The 15365-nt window shown below is 72.7% G+C and carries 16 protein-coding genes; 7 read left to right on the forward strand and 9 right to left on the reverse strand.

Annotation, left to right across the window (positions count from 1 at the left end; all coding sequences use genetic code 11):
• Window positions 1-4: 4 nt before the first annotated feature.
• From OOK31_RS03410 to OOK31_RS03425, 4 genes are all read right to left on the reverse strand, one after another.
• A complete protein-coding gene (locus OOK31_RS03410) occupies window positions 5-652 on the reverse strand; it encodes a hypothetical protein (RefSeq protein WP_267010814.1) in 648 nt (215 codons plus the stop codon).
• 156 nt (window positions 653-808) lie between these two features.
• Window positions 809-1549 (reverse strand): succinate dehydrogenase/fumarate reductase iron-sulfur subunit, encoded by a 741-nt coding sequence (locus OOK31_RS03415; protein ID WP_267010815.1) that lies wholly within the window; start codon window positions 1547-1549, stop codon window positions 809-811.
• The gene (locus OOK31_RS03420) at window positions 1546-3510 is read right to left on the reverse strand and encodes a fumarate reductase/succinate dehydrogenase flavoprotein subunit (protein ID WP_267010816.1); all 1965 of its coding nucleotides are present in this window, start codon (window positions 3508-3510) and stop codon (window positions 1546-1548) included. The genes OOK31_RS03415 and OOK31_RS03420 overlap by 4 nt, the downstream gene beginning before the upstream one ends.
• Before the next feature lie 2 nt (window positions 3511-3512).
• Window positions 3513-4217 (reverse strand): succinate dehydrogenase cytochrome b subunit, encoded by a 705-nt coding sequence (locus OOK31_RS03425; RefSeq protein WP_267010817.1) that lies wholly within the window; start codon window positions 4215-4217, stop codon window positions 3513-3515.
• A 96-nt stretch (window positions 4218-4313) separates the two neighbouring features.
• Here OOK31_RS03425 and OOK31_RS03430 point away from each other — a divergent pair, with 96 nt between their 5' ends.
• Window positions 4314-5192: a LysR family transcriptional regulator gene (locus tag OOK31_RS03430; protein ID WP_267010818.1), complete on the forward strand. Its 879-nt coding sequence runs from the start codon at window positions 4314-4316 to the stop codon at window positions 5190-5192.
• 43 nt (window positions 5193-5235) lie between these two features.
• Here OOK31_RS03430 and OOK31_RS03435 read toward each other — a convergent pair whose 3' ends face one another.
• The gene (locus tag OOK31_RS03435; RefSeq protein ID WP_267010819.1) at window positions 5236-5880 is read right to left on the reverse strand and encodes a TetR/AcrR family transcriptional regulator; all 645 of its coding nucleotides are present in this window, start codon (window positions 5878-5880) and stop codon (window positions 5236-5238) included.
• A gap of 106 nt (window positions 5881-5986) precedes the next feature.
• On the opposite strand from OOK31_RS03435, the gene OOK31_RS03440 reads away from it, so the two are divergent.
• On the forward strand, window positions 5987-7054 hold the full coding sequence (locus OOK31_RS03440; protein ID WP_267010820.1) for an FAD-dependent monooxygenase: 1068 nt from the start codon (window positions 5987-5989) through the stop codon (window positions 7052-7054).
• Between the two features lie 98 nt (window positions 7055-7152).
• Here the strand turns inward: OOK31_RS03440 and OOK31_RS03445 are convergent, their stop codons facing one another.
• Together OOK31_RS03445 and OOK31_RS03450 are read right to left on the reverse strand one after the other, a co-directional pair.
• Window positions 7153-9309 carry a bifunctional diguanylate cyclase/phosphodiesterase gene (locus tag OOK31_RS03445; RefSeq protein ID WP_267011819.1) on the reverse strand — a complete coding sequence of 719 codons (2157 nt, stop codon included), beginning with the start codon at window positions 9307-9309 and terminating at the stop codon, window positions 7153-7155.
• A 209-nt stretch (window positions 9310-9518) separates the two neighbouring features.
• A complete protein-coding gene (locus OOK31_RS03450; RefSeq protein ID WP_267010821.1) occupies window positions 9519-10349 on the reverse strand; it encodes an SAM-dependent methyltransferase in 831 nt (276 codons plus the stop codon).
• Between the two features lie 630 nt (window positions 10350-10979).
• Between OOK31_RS03450 and OOK31_RS03455 the strand changes: the two genes are divergently transcribed.
• The 4 genes from OOK31_RS03455 to OOK31_RS03470 all read left to right on the forward strand — a co-directional run bounded on the left by OOK31_RS03455 (window position 10980) and on the right by OOK31_RS03470 (window position 13071).
• Entirely contained in the window at window positions 10980-11207 is a 228-nt protein-coding gene (locus OOK31_RS03455) for a hypothetical protein (protein WP_267010822.1), read from the forward strand.
• A 58-nt stretch (window positions 11208-11265) separates the two neighbouring features.
• A complete protein-coding gene (locus tag OOK31_RS03460; RefSeq protein WP_267010823.1) occupies window positions 11266-11391 on the forward strand; it encodes a hypothetical protein in 126 nt (41 codons plus the stop codon).
• Between the two features lie 37 nt (window positions 11392-11428).
• Window positions 11429-12199 (forward strand): DUF4239 domain-containing protein, encoded by a 771-nt coding sequence (locus OOK31_RS03465; protein WP_267010824.1) that lies wholly within the window; start codon window positions 11429-11431, stop codon window positions 12197-12199.
• Window positions 12200-12399: 200 nt separating this feature from the next.
• Entirely contained in the window at window positions 12400-13071 is a 672-nt protein-coding gene (locus OOK31_RS03470; protein WP_267010825.1) for a hypothetical protein, read from the forward strand.
• A gap of 164 nt (window positions 13072-13235) precedes the next feature.
• Here the strand turns inward: OOK31_RS03470 and OOK31_RS03475 are convergent, their stop codons facing one another.
• Complete coding sequence (locus tag OOK31_RS03475; protein WP_267010826.1) at window positions 13236-13736, reverse strand: hypothetical protein; 501 nt, start codon at window positions 13734-13736, stop codon at window positions 13236-13238.
• Between the two features lie 352 nt (window positions 13737-14088).
• Between OOK31_RS03475 and OOK31_RS03480 the strand changes: the two genes are divergently transcribed.
• Complete coding sequence (locus tag OOK31_RS03480) at window positions 14089-14754, forward strand: class F sortase (protein ID WP_267010827.1); 666 nt, start codon at window positions 14089-14091, stop codon at window positions 14752-14754.
• Window positions 14755-14784: 30 nt separating this feature from the next.
• Here OOK31_RS03480 and OOK31_RS03485 read toward each other — a convergent pair whose 3' ends face one another.
• The gene (locus OOK31_RS03485) at window positions 14785-15309 is read right to left on the reverse strand and encodes a hypothetical protein (RefSeq protein ID WP_267010828.1); all 525 of its coding nucleotides are present in this window, start codon (window positions 15307-15309) and stop codon (window positions 14785-14787) included.
• Window positions 15310-15365 lie beyond the last annotated feature (56 nt).

The following is a 15365-nucleotide window of genomic DNA, read 5'->3' on the forward strand; positions in this document are numbered from 1 at the left end:
GGGCCTACGCGTCGCCGGGCAGGAGGTGCTGCGGGAGTTCGCGGAAGGTCCAGGTGCCGCGGGTGCGGGTGAAGGTCCAGACGAGGTCGTGGCGGTCGGGCCAGGCTGCCGGGAGGCCGAGGACGTGGTGGGCGCCGAGGGCGTGGACCAGTCGGGGGATCCCGGTGTGCTCCCAGCAGATGAGTGCGGGCATCGGGCCGGCCAGGGCGGCGCTGGCCAGGGCGGTTTCCGTGCCGAGGGCGAATTCACCTCGTACGGGCATCCGCAGGGCGGTGGCCAGGGGCGCCAGGGTCTGCCGGGAGCGGGCGGGGGTGCTCGGGGGTCCGCCGGTCGCGAAGAGCGCGGCGGGCCGGGGCAGCCGGGCACCGGCGGACGGTCCGAAGAGACGGGCCAGCTCCTCCGCGCGGCGGCGCCCGCGCCCGGCGAGGGAGCCCGGGTCGTCGTTGCCCTCGTCGTCCTCGCCGGTGTCCCCGGCGTAGGGCTTCTCCGCGTGCCGGATCACCATCACGAGGGCGTCCTTGGCGGGCGGCTGCGGTCCGGGGGCCGGACCGGCGGGTTCCTCCGTCGCACAGCCGGCCACCGCCAGCGGGGCGAGGGCGGCGGCCAGCACGGTGCGGCGGCGCGGTCCGGTCCCTGCGGGGGCGTGGGGCATGGGGTCCACTGAACCCCACGCTCCGGACGCGGCCGCCGCACGGCGCGGCGTACGGCCCGTACGAGCGCCCGGTCGGCGGATCGGGTCAGCCGATCGGCCCAGGCGGCGGGCCGGGGCGCCCGTACGGTGGCTGCGGGAGCGAAAGTGGCGGGCAGCTCAGCGCTTGCGGACCGCCCGCAGCCACTCCTTGTTCATCGCGGCTATCGAGGGCAGTGGGATGCCCTTCGGGCAGGCCGTGGCGCATTCGCCGGTCAGGGTGCAGCCTCCGAAGCCCTCGCCGTCCATCTGGGCCACCATGTCCAGCACGCGCGTCTCCCGCTCGGGCGATCCCTGCGGCAGCACGTTGAGGTGGTTGACCTTGGCGGAGGTGAACAGCATCGCCGAGCCGTTGGGGCAGGCCGCCACGCACGCCCCGCAGCCGATGCACTCGGCGTGCTCGAAGGCGTAGTCGGCGTCGGGCTTGGGCACGGCGGTGGCGTGCGCCTCGGGGGCGGCTCCGGTCGGCGCGGTGATGTAGCCGCCGGCCTGGATGATCCGGTCGAAGGCGGTGCGGTCCACGACCAGGTCCTTGACCACGGGGAAGGCCGAGGCCCGCCACGGTTCGACGTCGATGGTGTCGCCGTCGGCGAAGGAGCGCATGTGGAGCTGGCAGGTGGTGGTGCGCTCGGGGCCGTGGGCGTCGCCGTTGATGACGAGGCTGCACGCGCCGCAGATGCCCTCGCGGCAGTCGTGGTCGAAGGCGACCGGGTCCTCGCCGCGCAGGATGAGGTCCTCGTTGAGGGTGTCGAGCATCTCCAGGAAGGACATGTCCTTCGAGATGCCGTCGACCTCGTAGGAGGCCATGGCGCCGGGGGCGTCGGCGTTCTGCTGGCGCCAGACGCGCAGGGTGAGCTTCATGCGTAGCTCCGCTGGGTGGGGTGGACGTACTCGAAGACGAGGTCTTCCTTGTGCAGGACGGGTGCGGCTCCGGTGCCCTGGTACTCCCAGGCGGCCGCGTAGCCGAACTCCTCGTCGCGGCGGGCGGCTTCGCCGTCGGGGGTCTGGGACTCCTCGCGGAAGTGGCCGCCGCAGGACTCGGCGCGGTGGAGGGCGTCGAGGCACATCAGCTCGGCGAGCTCCAGGTAGTCGACGATGCGGTTGGCCTTCTCCAGCGACTGGTTGAACTCCTCGCCGCTGCCGGGGACCTTGACGTGCCGCCAGAACTCCTCGCGGATCTCGGGGATGCGGGCGAGCGCCTTGCGGAGCCCTTCCTCGGTGCGGGCCATCCCGCAGTACTCCCACATGAGTTCGCCGATCTCGCGGTGGAAGGAGTCGGGGGTGCGGTCGCCGTCGACGGCGAGCAGCTTGGCGAGGCAGTCGCGGGTCTCGCGGACGGCCGCGGCGGCCTCGGGGTGACTGTCGTCGACCTCCTCGTGGTGCGGGTGGCGGGCGAGGTAGTCGTTGATGGTGGAGGGGAGGACGAAGTAGCCGTCTCCGAGGCCCTGCATCAGCGCGGAGGCGCCGAGGCGGTTGGCCCCGTGGTCGGAGAAGTTGGCCTCGCCGACCGCGAACAGGCCGGGGACGGTGGTCTGGAGGTCGTAGTCCACCCACAGGCCGCCCATCGTGTAGTGGACGGCCGGGTAGATCCGCATGGGGACCTCGTACGGGTTCTCGGCGGTGATCCGCTCGTACATCTCGAAGAGGTTGCCGTACTTCTCGGCGACCTTGTCCTTGCCCATGCGGCGGATGGCGTCGGCGAAGTCCAGGTAGACGCCCTGGCCGCCGGGGCCGACGCCGCGGCCCTCGTCGCAGACGTTCTTCGCGGCGCGGGAGGCGATGTCGCGGGGCACGAGGTTGCCGAAGGAGGGGTAGATCCGCTCCAGGTAGTAGTCGCGCTCCTCCTCGGGGATCCGGTCGGCGGGGCGGGTGTCGCCCTTGGCCTTGGGGACCCAGATGCGGCCGTCGTTGCGCAGGGACTCGCTCATCAGGGTGAGCTTGGACTGGTGGTCGCCGGTGCGCGGGATGCAGGTGGGGTGGATCTGGGTGAAGCAGGGGTTGGCGAAGTACGCGCCGCGCCGGTGCGCCCGCCAGACGGCGGTCGCGTTGGAGTTCATGGCGTTGGTGGAGAGGTAGAAGACGTTGCCGTAGCCGCCGCTCGCCAGGACCACCGCGTCCGCGTAGTGGGTGGAGATCTCGCCCGTGACCAGGTCGCGGGCGACGATGCCGCGGGCCACGCCGTCGACCGTGATCAGGTCGAGCATCTCGGTGCGGGCGTGCATCTCGACGTTGCCGGCGGCGATCTGCCGGGACAGCGCCTGGTAGGCGCCGAGCAGCAGCTGCTGCCCGGTCTGGCCGCGGGCGTAGAAGGTGCGGGAGACCTGGACGCCGCCGAAGGAGCGGGTGTCGAGGAGGCCGCCGTACTCGCGGGCGAAGGGGACGCCCTGGGCCACGCACTGGTCGATGATCTCGACGGAGATCTGGGCGAGGCGGTGGACGTTGGACTCGCGGGCGCGGAAGTCGCCGCCCTTGACGGTGTCGTAGAAGAGGCGGTGGACGGAGTCGCCGTCGTTGCGGTAGTTCTTCGCGGCGTTGATGCCGCCCTGCGCGGCGATGGAGTGGGCGCGGCGCGGGGAGTCGGAGAAGCAGAACTGGACGACGTGGTAGCCCTGCTCGGCGAGGGTCGCGCCGGCCGCGCCGCCCGCCAGGCCGGTGCCGACGACGATGATCCGGTGCTTGCGCCGGTTGGCCGGGTTGACGAGCTTGGCCTCGAAGCGGCGGCGGTCCCAGCGCTCGGCGATCGGGCCCGGCGGCGCCTTGGTGTCGGCGATCGGCTCGCCGGTGGTGTAGTGGGTGTAGTCGTTCACGAGGGTGTCGTTCATGGTCAGTTCACCACTCCGGTCATGACGGCCACGGGGACGGAGACGAAGCCCGCGAAGAGGACGAGGGCCAGGGCGTTGGCGAGGAACTTCAGCGTCCGCTCGCGCCGGGCGTTGCCGGCGCCGAGGGTCTGGGCCGCGCTCCAGAAGCCGTGCCGGACGTGCAGGCCGAGGGCGGCCATCGCGACGATGTAGATGGTGTTCCCGTACCAGGTGGAGAAGGTGGCGAGGACGTTCTCGTAGGGGTGGCCTGTCCAGGCGCGCTCGTTGACGGTGAGCGTGGTGAGGTCGAGCAGGTGCCACACGATGAAGAGGCCGAGGATGATGCCGCCCCAGCGCATGGTGCGGGTGGCGTAGCTCGCGCGGCGGCGCTTGTGGGCGTACTTCACCGGGCGGGCGGTCCGGCCCCGGCGGCTGAGCTGGTACGCCGATACGGCGTGCGCGACGACCGCGGCGAGGAGCACCACGCGGACGATCCACAGCGCCCACTCGTGGTGGAGGAAGGGGGAGCCGAGGGTGCGCAGCCAGTGGGCGTAGCCGTTGAACTCGTCCGCCCCGAAGAAGATCTTGAGGTTTCCGAGCATGTGCACGACCAGGTAGCCGAGCATGATCAGGCCTGATACGGCCATCACTGACTTCTTACCGACGGTGGAGTCCCAGAGCGTGCGCGAGGTGGACGGCCGTCGATCCGTCCGCGTTGCCAGAGCCATGACATCGACCGTAAGGACGAAGGTCCCGAAAGGTCCAAGACATCGTAAAGCTGATCGCGATAGGCATTGCCTATCGCGAGGCGTTAGCGTGGCGGAATGCAGTTCCAGCAGCTCGTCTACTTCGTGGCCGTCGCCGAGACCCGGCACTTCACTCGCGCCGCCGAGCGCGAGCACGTGGCGCAGCCGTCGCTGTCGCAGCAGATCAAGGCCCTCGAACGGGAGCTGGGGGCCGAACTGTTCAGCCGGGTGCGCGGGAACATCACGCTCACCGACGCGGGCGAGGCCCTGTTGCCGCTGGCCCGGCGGATCCTGGCGGACGCGGACACGGCGCGGCTGGAGGTGCAGGAGCTGGCCCAGCTGCGGCGCGGGCGAGTGCGGCTGGGGGCCACCCCGAGCGTGTGCACGGGGCTGCTGCCGGGCGTGCTGCGCGCCTTCCACACGGCGCACCCGGGGATCGAGCTGCTGATCGAGGAGAGCGGTTCGCTGGACCTCGTACGGGAACTCGCGCGCGGGGTCCTGGACCTGGCCCTGATCGCCCTGCCGCTGCCGCCCTCGGCTCCGGCGCTGACCACGGTGGAGCTGCTGACCGAGGACCTGGTGGTGGTCTCGTCCGCCGATCTGCCTCCGCCGGCGGGCGGCGGGGAGCTCTCCATCGCCGATCTGCGGGACGAGCCGATGGTCATGTTCCGCCACGGCTACGACCTGCGGGACCTGACGGTGACCGCCTGCCGCGCGGCGGGTTTCGAGCCCTCGTTCACGGTGGAGGGCGGGGAGATGGACGCGGTACTGGGCTTCGTGCGGGCGGGGCTGGGCATCGCGGTGGTCCCGGCGATGGTGGTCGACCACGGCGGCCCGGGGCTGCGCGCCAGCCGTCTGGCCGGCTCCCCGCTGCGCCGCACGATCGCGCTGGCGCACCGTACCGACGTGGCGCCGCCGCGCGCGGCGCGCGAGCTGAAGCGGATGCTCGTGGGCTGAGGGGCGGGTCCGTCCGGTTGCGGCCGGACCGCTGCCTCCGGTCTCAGGCCGAGGGTATGGGCAAGCTCCGGTCGAGCCCCTCGGCCAGCATGCCGAATGCGAGGTCGGCGTCGGCGACCGCCGCCCCGTAGGCCTCGTCGGCGCTCTGTCCGGCGGCGATCCGGAGATAGTTCTCCCGGCCCAGCTCGTGGCGCACCGTCACCAGGTGGAGGGCCGCCAGCCGGGCGGTGAGGGGCGCGACCGACTCGGCCTCCAGGGTCCCGGCGAGCAGCTCCACCTCACGCGCCGCGTAGTGCGCGAGGCGGGACTCCAGGCTCGCGGTGGAGTACAGCAGCCCCTCGAAGGCGAGCACGTTCGGGTGGTCGCAGAGCCCGGTGATCGGATCGCGCTCGGCGAGGGCCGCCAGGAAGTGTTCGTGGACCGCCCGGACCGGGCTCCGGCCGGGATCGCGGTCGCGGACGATGCGCGCGGCCTCGTCCTGATGGTCGGCGAACCGGTCGAGGACCAGGTCCTCCTTGCTCGGGAAGTACCGGAACAGGGTCGGTTTGGACACCTGTGCCGCGGCGGCCACATCGGCGACCGACACGGCGTCGAAGCCGTTCTCCAGGAAGAGTTCCAGCGCCGTGGCCGCCAGCTGGCGACGCGTACGCAGTTTCTTGCTCTCGCGCAGACCCGTCGTGTTCTCCATACCGCACAGCGTAGCACAGAATCATGACCGAGTTAATTTCGTGACCGGGTTGCTTTTTCTCTCGTGGTGCGTTCTCCTTGAGTCATCGACGACGAGAGGACATCCGATGACCGACGTACTGATCGCGGGCTCCGGCCCCACCGGACTGACCCTGGCCTGTGACCTCGCCCGCCGCGGCGTCGGCGTACGCGTCCTCGAGCGCCGCCCCGCGCCGCACCGCGAATCCCGCGGCAAGACCCTCCACCCGAGCAGTCTCGACGTCTTCGGACAGCTCGGGGTGGCCGAGCGGATGACGGACATCGGCACTGAAGGCCTGGTCTTCCGCAAGTACTTCGACGGCGCACACGTCAACGACACCGCGTACGACGAGGCCCTCTTCGTCGGCCAGTGGCAGGTCGAGGAGGTATTGCGCGACCGGCTCGCCGAACTGGGCGTACACGTCGAGTACGGAGCCCGGATCGCCGGAATCACCGAGGACGCGGCCGGGGTGACCGTGGAGCCGGCGGACGGACGGCCGATCCGAGCCGCCTACCTCGCCGGATGCGACGGCGGCCGCAGCACCACCCGCAAACTCCTCGGGATCCCCTTCGAGGGGAGTACCGAGGAGGCCGAGCTGATGGTGCTCGGGGACGTGACGGCGGCCGGGCTGAGCCGAGAGTTCTGGCACCAGTGGTTCACGTCGGACGGCGGCGTCATGCTGCTCTGTCCGATACCGGGAACCGAGACCTTCCAGCTGCAGGCCTCGCGGGAACTGGATGAGCGGGGCGAGCCTCTGCCGCCCTCACTGGAGAGCTTCCAGCGGCTGTTCGACCGCCATGCCCGCGTGCCGGGGATCCGGCTGGCGGAGCCGACGTGGCTCTCGGCCTGGCGGGTCAACGTCCGCATGGCCACCCGGATACGCGAGGGCCGGACCTTCCTCGCCGGGGACGCGGCACACGTCCACCCCATCGCCGGCGGGCTGGGCATGAACACCGGCATCCAGGACGCGGCGGCCCTCGGCCGGACGCTGGCCGCCGCCCTCTCCGGACCCGCCGGGGAGGACGTACTCGACGCGTACGAGGCGGAGCGCCTGCCGGTGGCAGCCGAGCTGCTGGCCGACACCTCCCGGCGGATGGATCAGGTCCTGGCAGCTGTCCGCGAGCCGGGCAACGGGGTGGAGGCGGGCCTGGGCTGACCGCCGGACCCTCCCGCCGACCGGCCCGCCCCGGACGGCCGGCCCGCAGGGCGGGGCGGGGCGGACGGGGGCGGGGCGGGCGGCGGGAGCGGTGGCCGTCAGGGGGTGGGGACGGCGTCCGACAGGGACAGGGTGTGGATCCGGTCCGGGGCGCCGGGGCGGGCGTAGTACCAGCCCTGGGCGGTGTCGCAGCCGAGGGCCCGGAGCTGGGCGGCCTGAGCGCCGGTCTCCACACCCTCGACCGTCACGGCCAGTTCGAGACTGTGGGCCAGGGCGACGATGCCCTCCACGATCTTGACGTCGACCGGGTCGGCCGGCTCCTGCTGCATCCCCCGGGTGAAGGAGCGGTCCAGCTTCAGGACGCTGACCGGCAGGCGGCGCAGGTTGGCCAGGTTCGAGTAGCCGGTGCCGAAGTCGTCGAGGGCGATGTCCACGCCCAGGGCGGCGAGACGGCGCAGCGGTTCGAGGAGTTCGTCGTCGGCCCCGATCAGGGCGGATTCGGTGACCTCCAGGCACAGGGCGCCCGGGGCCAGCCCGGAGGACTCCAGCACCCGCAGGGTGTCGGCGACCAGCCCGGGGTGGTGGAGCTGCGTCGGCGAGAGGTTGACGTTGACCCGCAGGGCCGTACCGCCGTGCTCGCGCTGCCAGGTGCGGGCCTGGCGGACGGACTCCTCCAGGACCCAGCGCCCGAGCGGCACGATCAGCCCGGTGCGCTCGGCGAGCGGGATGAAGCGGTCCGGGCCGAGCACCCCGTACTGCGGGTGCGACCAGCGCACCAGCGCCTCCGCGCCGCGCACGCTGCCGTCGTGCATGTGGACCAGCGGCTGGTACTCGATGAAGAACTCGCCGCGTTCCAGCGCCGCGGGCAGGGCGTTGGTCAAGCCGTGCCGGGTGATGGCGCGGGCGTCGGCCTCCTCGTCGGCGAACTCGAAGCGGTTGCCGCCCGCCGCCTTGGCCCGGTACATGGTGATGTCGGCGCTGCGCAGCACCTCCGCCGGGGTGCGTTCGCCCGCCCGGCCCTCGACGATGCCGATGCTGCCCCGCACCGTCAGCTCCCGGCCCTCCAGCCGGATCGGCGTGGACAGGGCGGAGAGGATGCGGACCGCGAGGTCGGCCACCTTCTCCTCCGAGTCGGCGGCGGCACCGGTGATGAGGGCCACGAACTCGTCGCCGCCCAGGCGCGCGACGACCTCGCCCGGTCCGGTCGCACAGCTCTGCAGCCGGTCGGCGACCTCCACCAGCAGGCGGTCGCCCGCCGAGTGGCCGAGGCTGTCGTTGACGGCCTTGAACCCGTCGAGGTCGAGGTAGCACAGCCCGAAGCGGCTGCCCGCCCTGCCGCTCAGGGCCTTCTCCAGGCGTTCGAAGAACAGCGTGCGGTTGGGCAGTCCGGTCAGCGCGTCGTGGGTGGCCTCGTAGCGCAGGCGCAGGTTCAGCAGCCGCCGCTCGGTGGTGTCCTCCATCAGGGCCAGCTGGTACTGCGGGGCGCCGTCGGCGTCGCGCAGCAGCGACACCGTCAGGTTGGTCCAGAGCACGGTCCCGTCGTGCCGGTAGTACGGCTTCTCCACCCGGTAGTGCTCGCGCTCCCCGCGCACCAGTTCCCCGTACATCCGCCAGACGTGCGGGGTGTCGTCGGGGTGGCCCCACTCGCTGACGTTGCGGCCCCGCATGTGCCCTTCCAGGCCGCCGAACATCTGCAGGAGGGTGTCGTTGACCTCCAGCACGTTGCCCTCGAGGTCGGCGATGCCGATCCCGACGGCCGCTCCCTCGAAGACCGCCCGGAAGCGTTCCTCGCTGGCGTGCAGGGCCTGCTGGGCGTCGCTGCGGGCGGTGAGCGCGGAGCGGGCGATGGCCTCCTGCTCCTTGAGGGTCCGCTCGCGCAGCGCGCGGGCGAACCCGGCCGCGATGCCGTGCTGGAGCCGGGCGCAGCGGGAGCGGTACTCCTCCCGGCCCTCCGTACCGGCCCCGTCGGGGCCGCAGTACAGCACGAGGTAGGACTCGACCACGCCGAGGGTGCCGGCGAGCGCCTCGGGGTCGGTGCAGTGCACGGCGACGAGTTCGGCGCCGACGCGCTGGGCGACGGAGGCGTCGAAGGGCTGGGCGTGGAGGGCCTCGGTGAGGGTCCGGGTGAGCGGGACCAGGTGCTGTTCGAACTCGGGCCGGGTCAGCGAGGTGGCCGTGACGGGGAAGATGGCCCGCCCCCAGATGGTGGCGAAGCGCCCGATCCGGTCGTCCAGTCCGCTGCGCAGCTCGCGCAGCGGCCCCCGCCCCGGCTGCGGTTCGGGCCGGTCCTCCGGCCGCGGGGCGGGCTGCGGTCCCGGCTGGGCCGCCTGCTGCGGTACGGGGACGGTGTCCGGCCGCGGGCGGGCGGAGTCCCGCGGGGGCGTCGCCTCGCCGGCGTCCGGACGGTGCGCCCGGTCCGGGACGGCGGGCGGCGGCGGGGGGGCGGGCGCGGGAACGGGGACTCTCACGCCTTGCGTCCCACGCCTGCGAAGCCCGAGAAGGCGTACGGGTCCTCCGGCGCCTCCCCGTCGGCGAGCGGACCGCTGCGGTCCGGGCGCCAGTCCGGCATCGAGACGAGACCCGGCTCCAGCAGCTCGAACCCGTCGAAGAAGCCGCGGATCTGCTCGCCGGTGCGCATGACGAGCGGGTTGCGGATGTCCCGGTAGACGCCGACCATGCCGCTGGCGACCTCCTCGGTGAGGGGGATCCCCTCGTACGAGGCGTGGGTGAGGATCAGCAGGCTGCCGGGGGCCAGCTCGTCGCGCAGCCGCGCGACGGCCTCGTACGGCTCGTCCGTGTCCTCCAGGAAGTGCAGCACGGCGACCAGCAGCAGGGCGACGGGGCGCTCCAGGTCGATCAGCCGGGACACCTCCGGGGAGCCCAGGACGTCCTCGGGCTTGCGCAGGTCGGCGGCGACGACGCCGGTGCGGTCGTCCCCGTCCAGGACGGCCCGGCTGTGCGCGACGGCGACCGGGTCGTGGTCGACGTAGACGACGCGTGCCTCGGGGCTCGCGGCGTGGGCGATCTCGTGGACGTTGCCGAAGGTGGGGATGCCGGAGCCGATGTCGAGGAACTGCGTGACGCCCTCGGAGACGGCGTGCCGGACGGCCCGGCGCATGAATGCCCGGTTGGCCTGCATGATCTTGGGGAGCCCCGGCATGAATTCCATGGCCCGGCGGGCGGCCTGGCGGTCGACCTCGAAATTGTGGGAGCCGCCCAGGTAGTAATCGTAGATGCGGGACACGCTCGGCACCGATATGTCGATGCCTGGCGGGGCCCAGGCGGGGCGCTCCATCGGGTTCTCCAAGCCGTAGTGGTGCCGTGGCCCGTCCAGGGGGTGGGACGGGGGTCGGACTCCTGTCCGAGCCGAATGTACTGATCATTTCCCAACAGGGCGAGCAAAAGCGGAAATTGGCGGTCCGTTCTTGGTCACACACCAAAGGCACGTGCAGGTCCGGGCGCTGGTGACACAGAAACCGACAAATACCTTTTGAGAATTGACCGGCGTTCAATCATGGTCGATCAGAAGGTGGCTCAAACCCCTACGCTCCGAACTCCACCCGTTCAGGCGAAGTGGCCCCGGGCCTCACGCGCGCGAGCGCGCGCGAGCCCATGCTCCCCGGGTGAACAGACCCTGTGCCAGGCGCCTCCTGGCGGTCCCGGTCCTGCTGTGGGCGACGCTGTCCGCCACGCCGGCCGTGGCCGATAGCTGCGCCTACGCGACGATCGGCGCCGCAGACGGCTCAGCCGCCGTCGAGGTGTTCGCGGCGGCCGGCGACCGTACGGGCGGGGCCGGCCGAGGTGGCGGACATCACGGCAACGGCAACGGCGGTGGACAAGACAACGGACAAGGCAAGGGCCACGGCAACGGCCACGGAGGGGGTCACGGCCACGGCCACCACTGCCCTACGCCGCCGCCCCCGCCGTGCCCGCCCAAGCCCACGCCCACACCCACCCCGCCACCCCCTACGCCGCCGCCCCCCAAGCCGACCCCGCCGCCGAAGCCCACCCCACCGCCCCCTCCCCCGCCGGCCCCCGCGCCGCCGCCGAGGCCCGAGCCCCCCAGGCCCGTGCCGAAGCCGCCCGAACCGGCCCCCGCGCCGCCCCGGGTGCACAAGGCGCCCGCGCCGCCCCCGCCGAGGCCCGCCCCTGAAGCGGAGCCCACTCCCACGCCCACCCCGCCGCCACCGCCCGCGCCGAAGCTGAAGCCGGTGGCCCGTCCCTCGTACCACGCGCCCAGCCGCAAGCCGGCCGAGCGCCACATCTCGCCCGTGACCTTCACCCTCATGACCGCGGCGCCCGCGGTGCTCGCGATCGTCGCGCTGCGCCCGCGCTAGCCCCCGTCGTACCACCGTTCATCGATTGGGAGTCATCTTGTCGGAATGGCTCGTCCTGTCCCTCGCGATGGCAGCGGCCTGCGCCGTGGTGCTGTCCATCGCCTTCTTCAACCACCGCAGGATCGGCGAGGACGACGATCCGAACGAAACCCCGGACGTCATCGAGTACATGACGATGATGATCGGGGTGATCTACGCGATCGTGCTGGGCCTGGCGATCGCGGGCGTCTGGGAGGGCCGCGGGGCCGCCCAGGAGTACGTGCGCCAGGAGGCCCAGGCCCTGCACGAGATCAGCGTCCGCTCCGAGGTCTACCCGGCCGAGGTCCGCAAGAAGATCCGCAGCGATGTCGACGCGTACGTGACCTACGTGGTCGACACCGAATGGAAGGAGATGGCCGAGCACGGGAACCTCACGGACCGCAGCGGGGAGCTGCTGGAACGTATCCGCCGGGACGTGACGGACTACGAGCCGCAGACCGACCACGAGGGGCAGGCCTACCAGCCGCTGGTCGACCAGGTCGGCGTCGTCGACGACTCGCGCAACGCGCGCGGCCAGAGCGCCGGGGCGACGATGCCGGGCGTGGTGTGGTTCGGCCTGATCGCGGGGGCCCTGGTGACGGTCGGGCTGATCTTCACCCTGCAGATCCGCCGCTCGTTCCGCGAAATGCTGCTGGCCGGCCTGTTCAGCGCGCTGATCGCCTTCCTGCTGTTCCTCATCTGGGACTTCGACGCCCCCTTCGGGCGGGGCATCGCGGCCACCGCCGAGCCCTTCTTCGCCCAGTTCCCGCACCTGGGGCTGGAGGACTGAGACACCGCCCGCGACCGGCGGGCACCCGGCGGACCGGGGACGGCGCGCCCGTCCCCGGTTCGGCGTACCGCGTTGCCCCATTCGCCCGTTCCTGATCGCGGGCCCCCCTGGCCGCGCCTAGCGTGGCGGGCATCGAGGTGCACGACCCCCCACGTGCGGAAACGCTGCGCGACTGCCCCTCGGGGATCCGGAGACCGACCATGGGTGCGATACGCAGCTCCGCCATCGCCCTGCTGAGCGCCGGCGCCACGGGCGCCGCTCTCGCGTTCGGCGCACTCGGCGCGCCCGCCGCCCTCGCGGCCGAGGCGGCGCCCATCACCTCCTTCGGCTTCGCCATCACCCCTTCGACGGTCGCCCCCGGCGGGCAGACGGTCCTCTCCGTGACGGGCTGCGACGCCGCCTACGCCACCGCCTCCTCCGGGGTCTTCGACACCGTGAGCATCGCGCGCGGCCAGACCGTACGGGTCACCGTGGACCGGGACGCCCGGCGCGGGGCCCAGTACTCCGTCTCCTTCACGTGCGACGGGGAGACCGGCTCGGCCGACCTCACCATCGCCGGCGGTACGACCAGGCCCAGCACCAGCTCCACCTCCGGCCCCCGGACCCCGCGCGCCACGGCCCCCGCACCCGCCGTCACCCGCACGACCGCCCCCGCCGCGCCCCGCACCACCGCCCCCGCCACGCCCCGGGCCACCACCGGCGCCGTCACCGGCGTCTCGCGCGGCGCCACCCTCGGGGTGCGCGGCGGGCTCGGGGGCAGCGTGGCCGGCATGGATCCCCTGGAACTCGGCGCGGGCGCGGGGCTCTTCCTCGCCGCCGTCGGCGTCACGGCGTACGCCCTGCGCCGACGCGGCTCCACCCGCGGCCACTGACCGCGCACGCCCCGCCGCCCCCGCCGCCCCCGCCGCCCCGGCCGCCGAGGGCCCCGGCGGGCGCGGCCCCGGCAACCGCCGGTCGCCCCGGGTCCCGGTCGGGACCCGGGGCGACCGGCGGCAGGCCGGGCCCGGCAGGAGGGAAGCCGTGTGACGGCGCCGGTTCAGGCCCGGCTGCCGACCGGTCGGCGGCGGCGCATCACGTGCACGCCCGCGCCCAGCGCCGCGGCGCCGATCAGCCCCGCGCCGATGGCCGTCTCGGCGGTGGACGGGCCGAAGGAGCCGCCGATGCCGCCCTGTGCGCCGTTGCCCGCCAGGATCGTGAAGCGGTGGGTGGCGACCAGGCTGTTGTCGTGGCACTTGACCGACAGGGTGTGGTGTCCGGGCGAGGCGTGGTTGAAGATCCGGACGGTCGCGAAGCCGATGGAGCCGGCCGACAGGTTGGTCTGCGGAAAGTTGCCGTGCGACCAGACGGTGCCGCCGTGGCCGCAGCCTGCCGCGCTGACCTGCATCGAGGCGCCCTGGTGGACGGAGTACGGGTTGACGGTGACATTGCTGGGCCCGTTCCCGCCGCCCTGCGGGGGGTTCGCGGTGGCGAACGAGGCACTGAGCCCGATCGCGGCACAGGCGGCCGCGGTCACGGTGAGAGCGCGGAAAGCACGCATGGTGGAACCTCCAGCGGGAAGCGCCCCGGAGCGGTGGCCCGGGCAGATCGACGAGAACGCCTCCCATCACGAACCCTCCGGGTGCCTCGCAACCAGCGCATTTCCGCCTTTGGGCCGCCCGGTTGAGCGACACGCCGAAGCGCGGGCCGATCATCTGACGGATCCGCAGGTCACGAGCCGTCAGGCATTTATGTGACGATTACCTGGATGGGCGCACCCCTTCCGGACGCACCACCCGTTCGCCCTTCCCCGATCGCCGTCCCGCCCGTGCGGCCTTAGCGTGCGTGAAGAAGGGCGTACCGGGGAGGGACTGGAACGCGGGTCGGGACCCCCGCGTCGGGAAGGGAGAGCCATGACCGAGGACGAGAGTGAGCAGCCACCGAGACGACGCTCCCCCTGGGGCGTGCTCGCGATGGTCATGCTCACCGGCCTCGCCATGATGCGGAACGGGGCGAATGCCGATGAGGGTCCGCCGCAGCCCACCGCCGCGGCGGCGGTCGCCGTGCGCGCGGACCAGCTGCCGGCCGACGCGCCGACGCCGCCGCCGGACATGGAGGTGCTGGAACACTCGTCGGTCCAGCGCATCCGGATTCCGACGATCAACGTGGACGCGCCGGTGATGACGGTCGGACTGGACGCGCAGGGCTGGATCGACGCCCCGCCGCCGCAGGACCGGAACCTGGCCGGCTGGTACCTCAACGGCATCTCGCCGGGCCAGCGGGGATCGGCGGTGATCGTGGGCCACGTGGACAACGCGCAGGGCCCGGCGGTCTTCTACGGTCTGGGTTCGGTCAAGCCGGGCAACCGCATCGAGGTGGAGCGCTACGACGGGCGGACGGCGGTGTTCGAGGTGTACGGCGTGGAGGTGTTCTCGAAGCACGCCTTCCCCGGGGCCCGGGTGTACGGCGACACCGGACACCCGGAACTCCGCGTGATCACCTGCGGCGGCGGCTACTCGAAGGCCAAGGGCTACGACGGCAACGTGGTCGTCTTCGCCCGGATGGTGGAGGCCCGCTGAGGAACCGTTTCCCCCACCCCCTCCACCCCCTCACGCCTCGCGCGGCACCCCCAGGTCGTCGCGCATGGCGTGCCTCATGACGCGCAGCGGCTCCCAGACCTCGAACTGGGCCCGCGCGGCCCCCTCCATGTCCTCGCCCGGCTCGGGAGCCCCCCGTTCGAGGCGCTTGACCTGGGCGTAGACCGCGTTCAGGGCCCGGTTGACGGCGCTCGCCCGTTCGAGGACGCTCTCCGGCGCGATCATCTGCGCCTCGGAGTAGCGGTCGCGGTGGGCGTTCTTAGCCTCGTCGAGCTTCTCCCGGTCGGCGTCCTCGACGCCCCGTTCCCGCATGACGTGCAGGTGACGGTTGAGGGCGGTGGTGAACTGCCGGGCGTCCCGGTTGAGTTCCGCGTAGCAGGTGCGGCGCAGCGCGCGGATCTCCCGGGTCTCCTCGTGGTCGCGGACGAGGTCCAGCTCCCGCCGCCGCGCGCGTTCGGAGACCCGCTGGGTGAGCAGCGACCCTCCGAGTGTTCCCGCGACGCCCGTCACCGCGATGATCACCGCTCCGAGATCCACCGACACACTCCCCCGTACCGCTCGCCGCGCGCCCGCCGCGCCCGGTCCAGGGGTTC

The sequence above is a fragment of the Streptomyces sp. NBC_00249 genome (assembly GCF_026342355.1).
Lineage (GTDB): Bacteria > Actinomycetota > Actinomycetes > Streptomycetales > Streptomycetaceae > Streptomyces.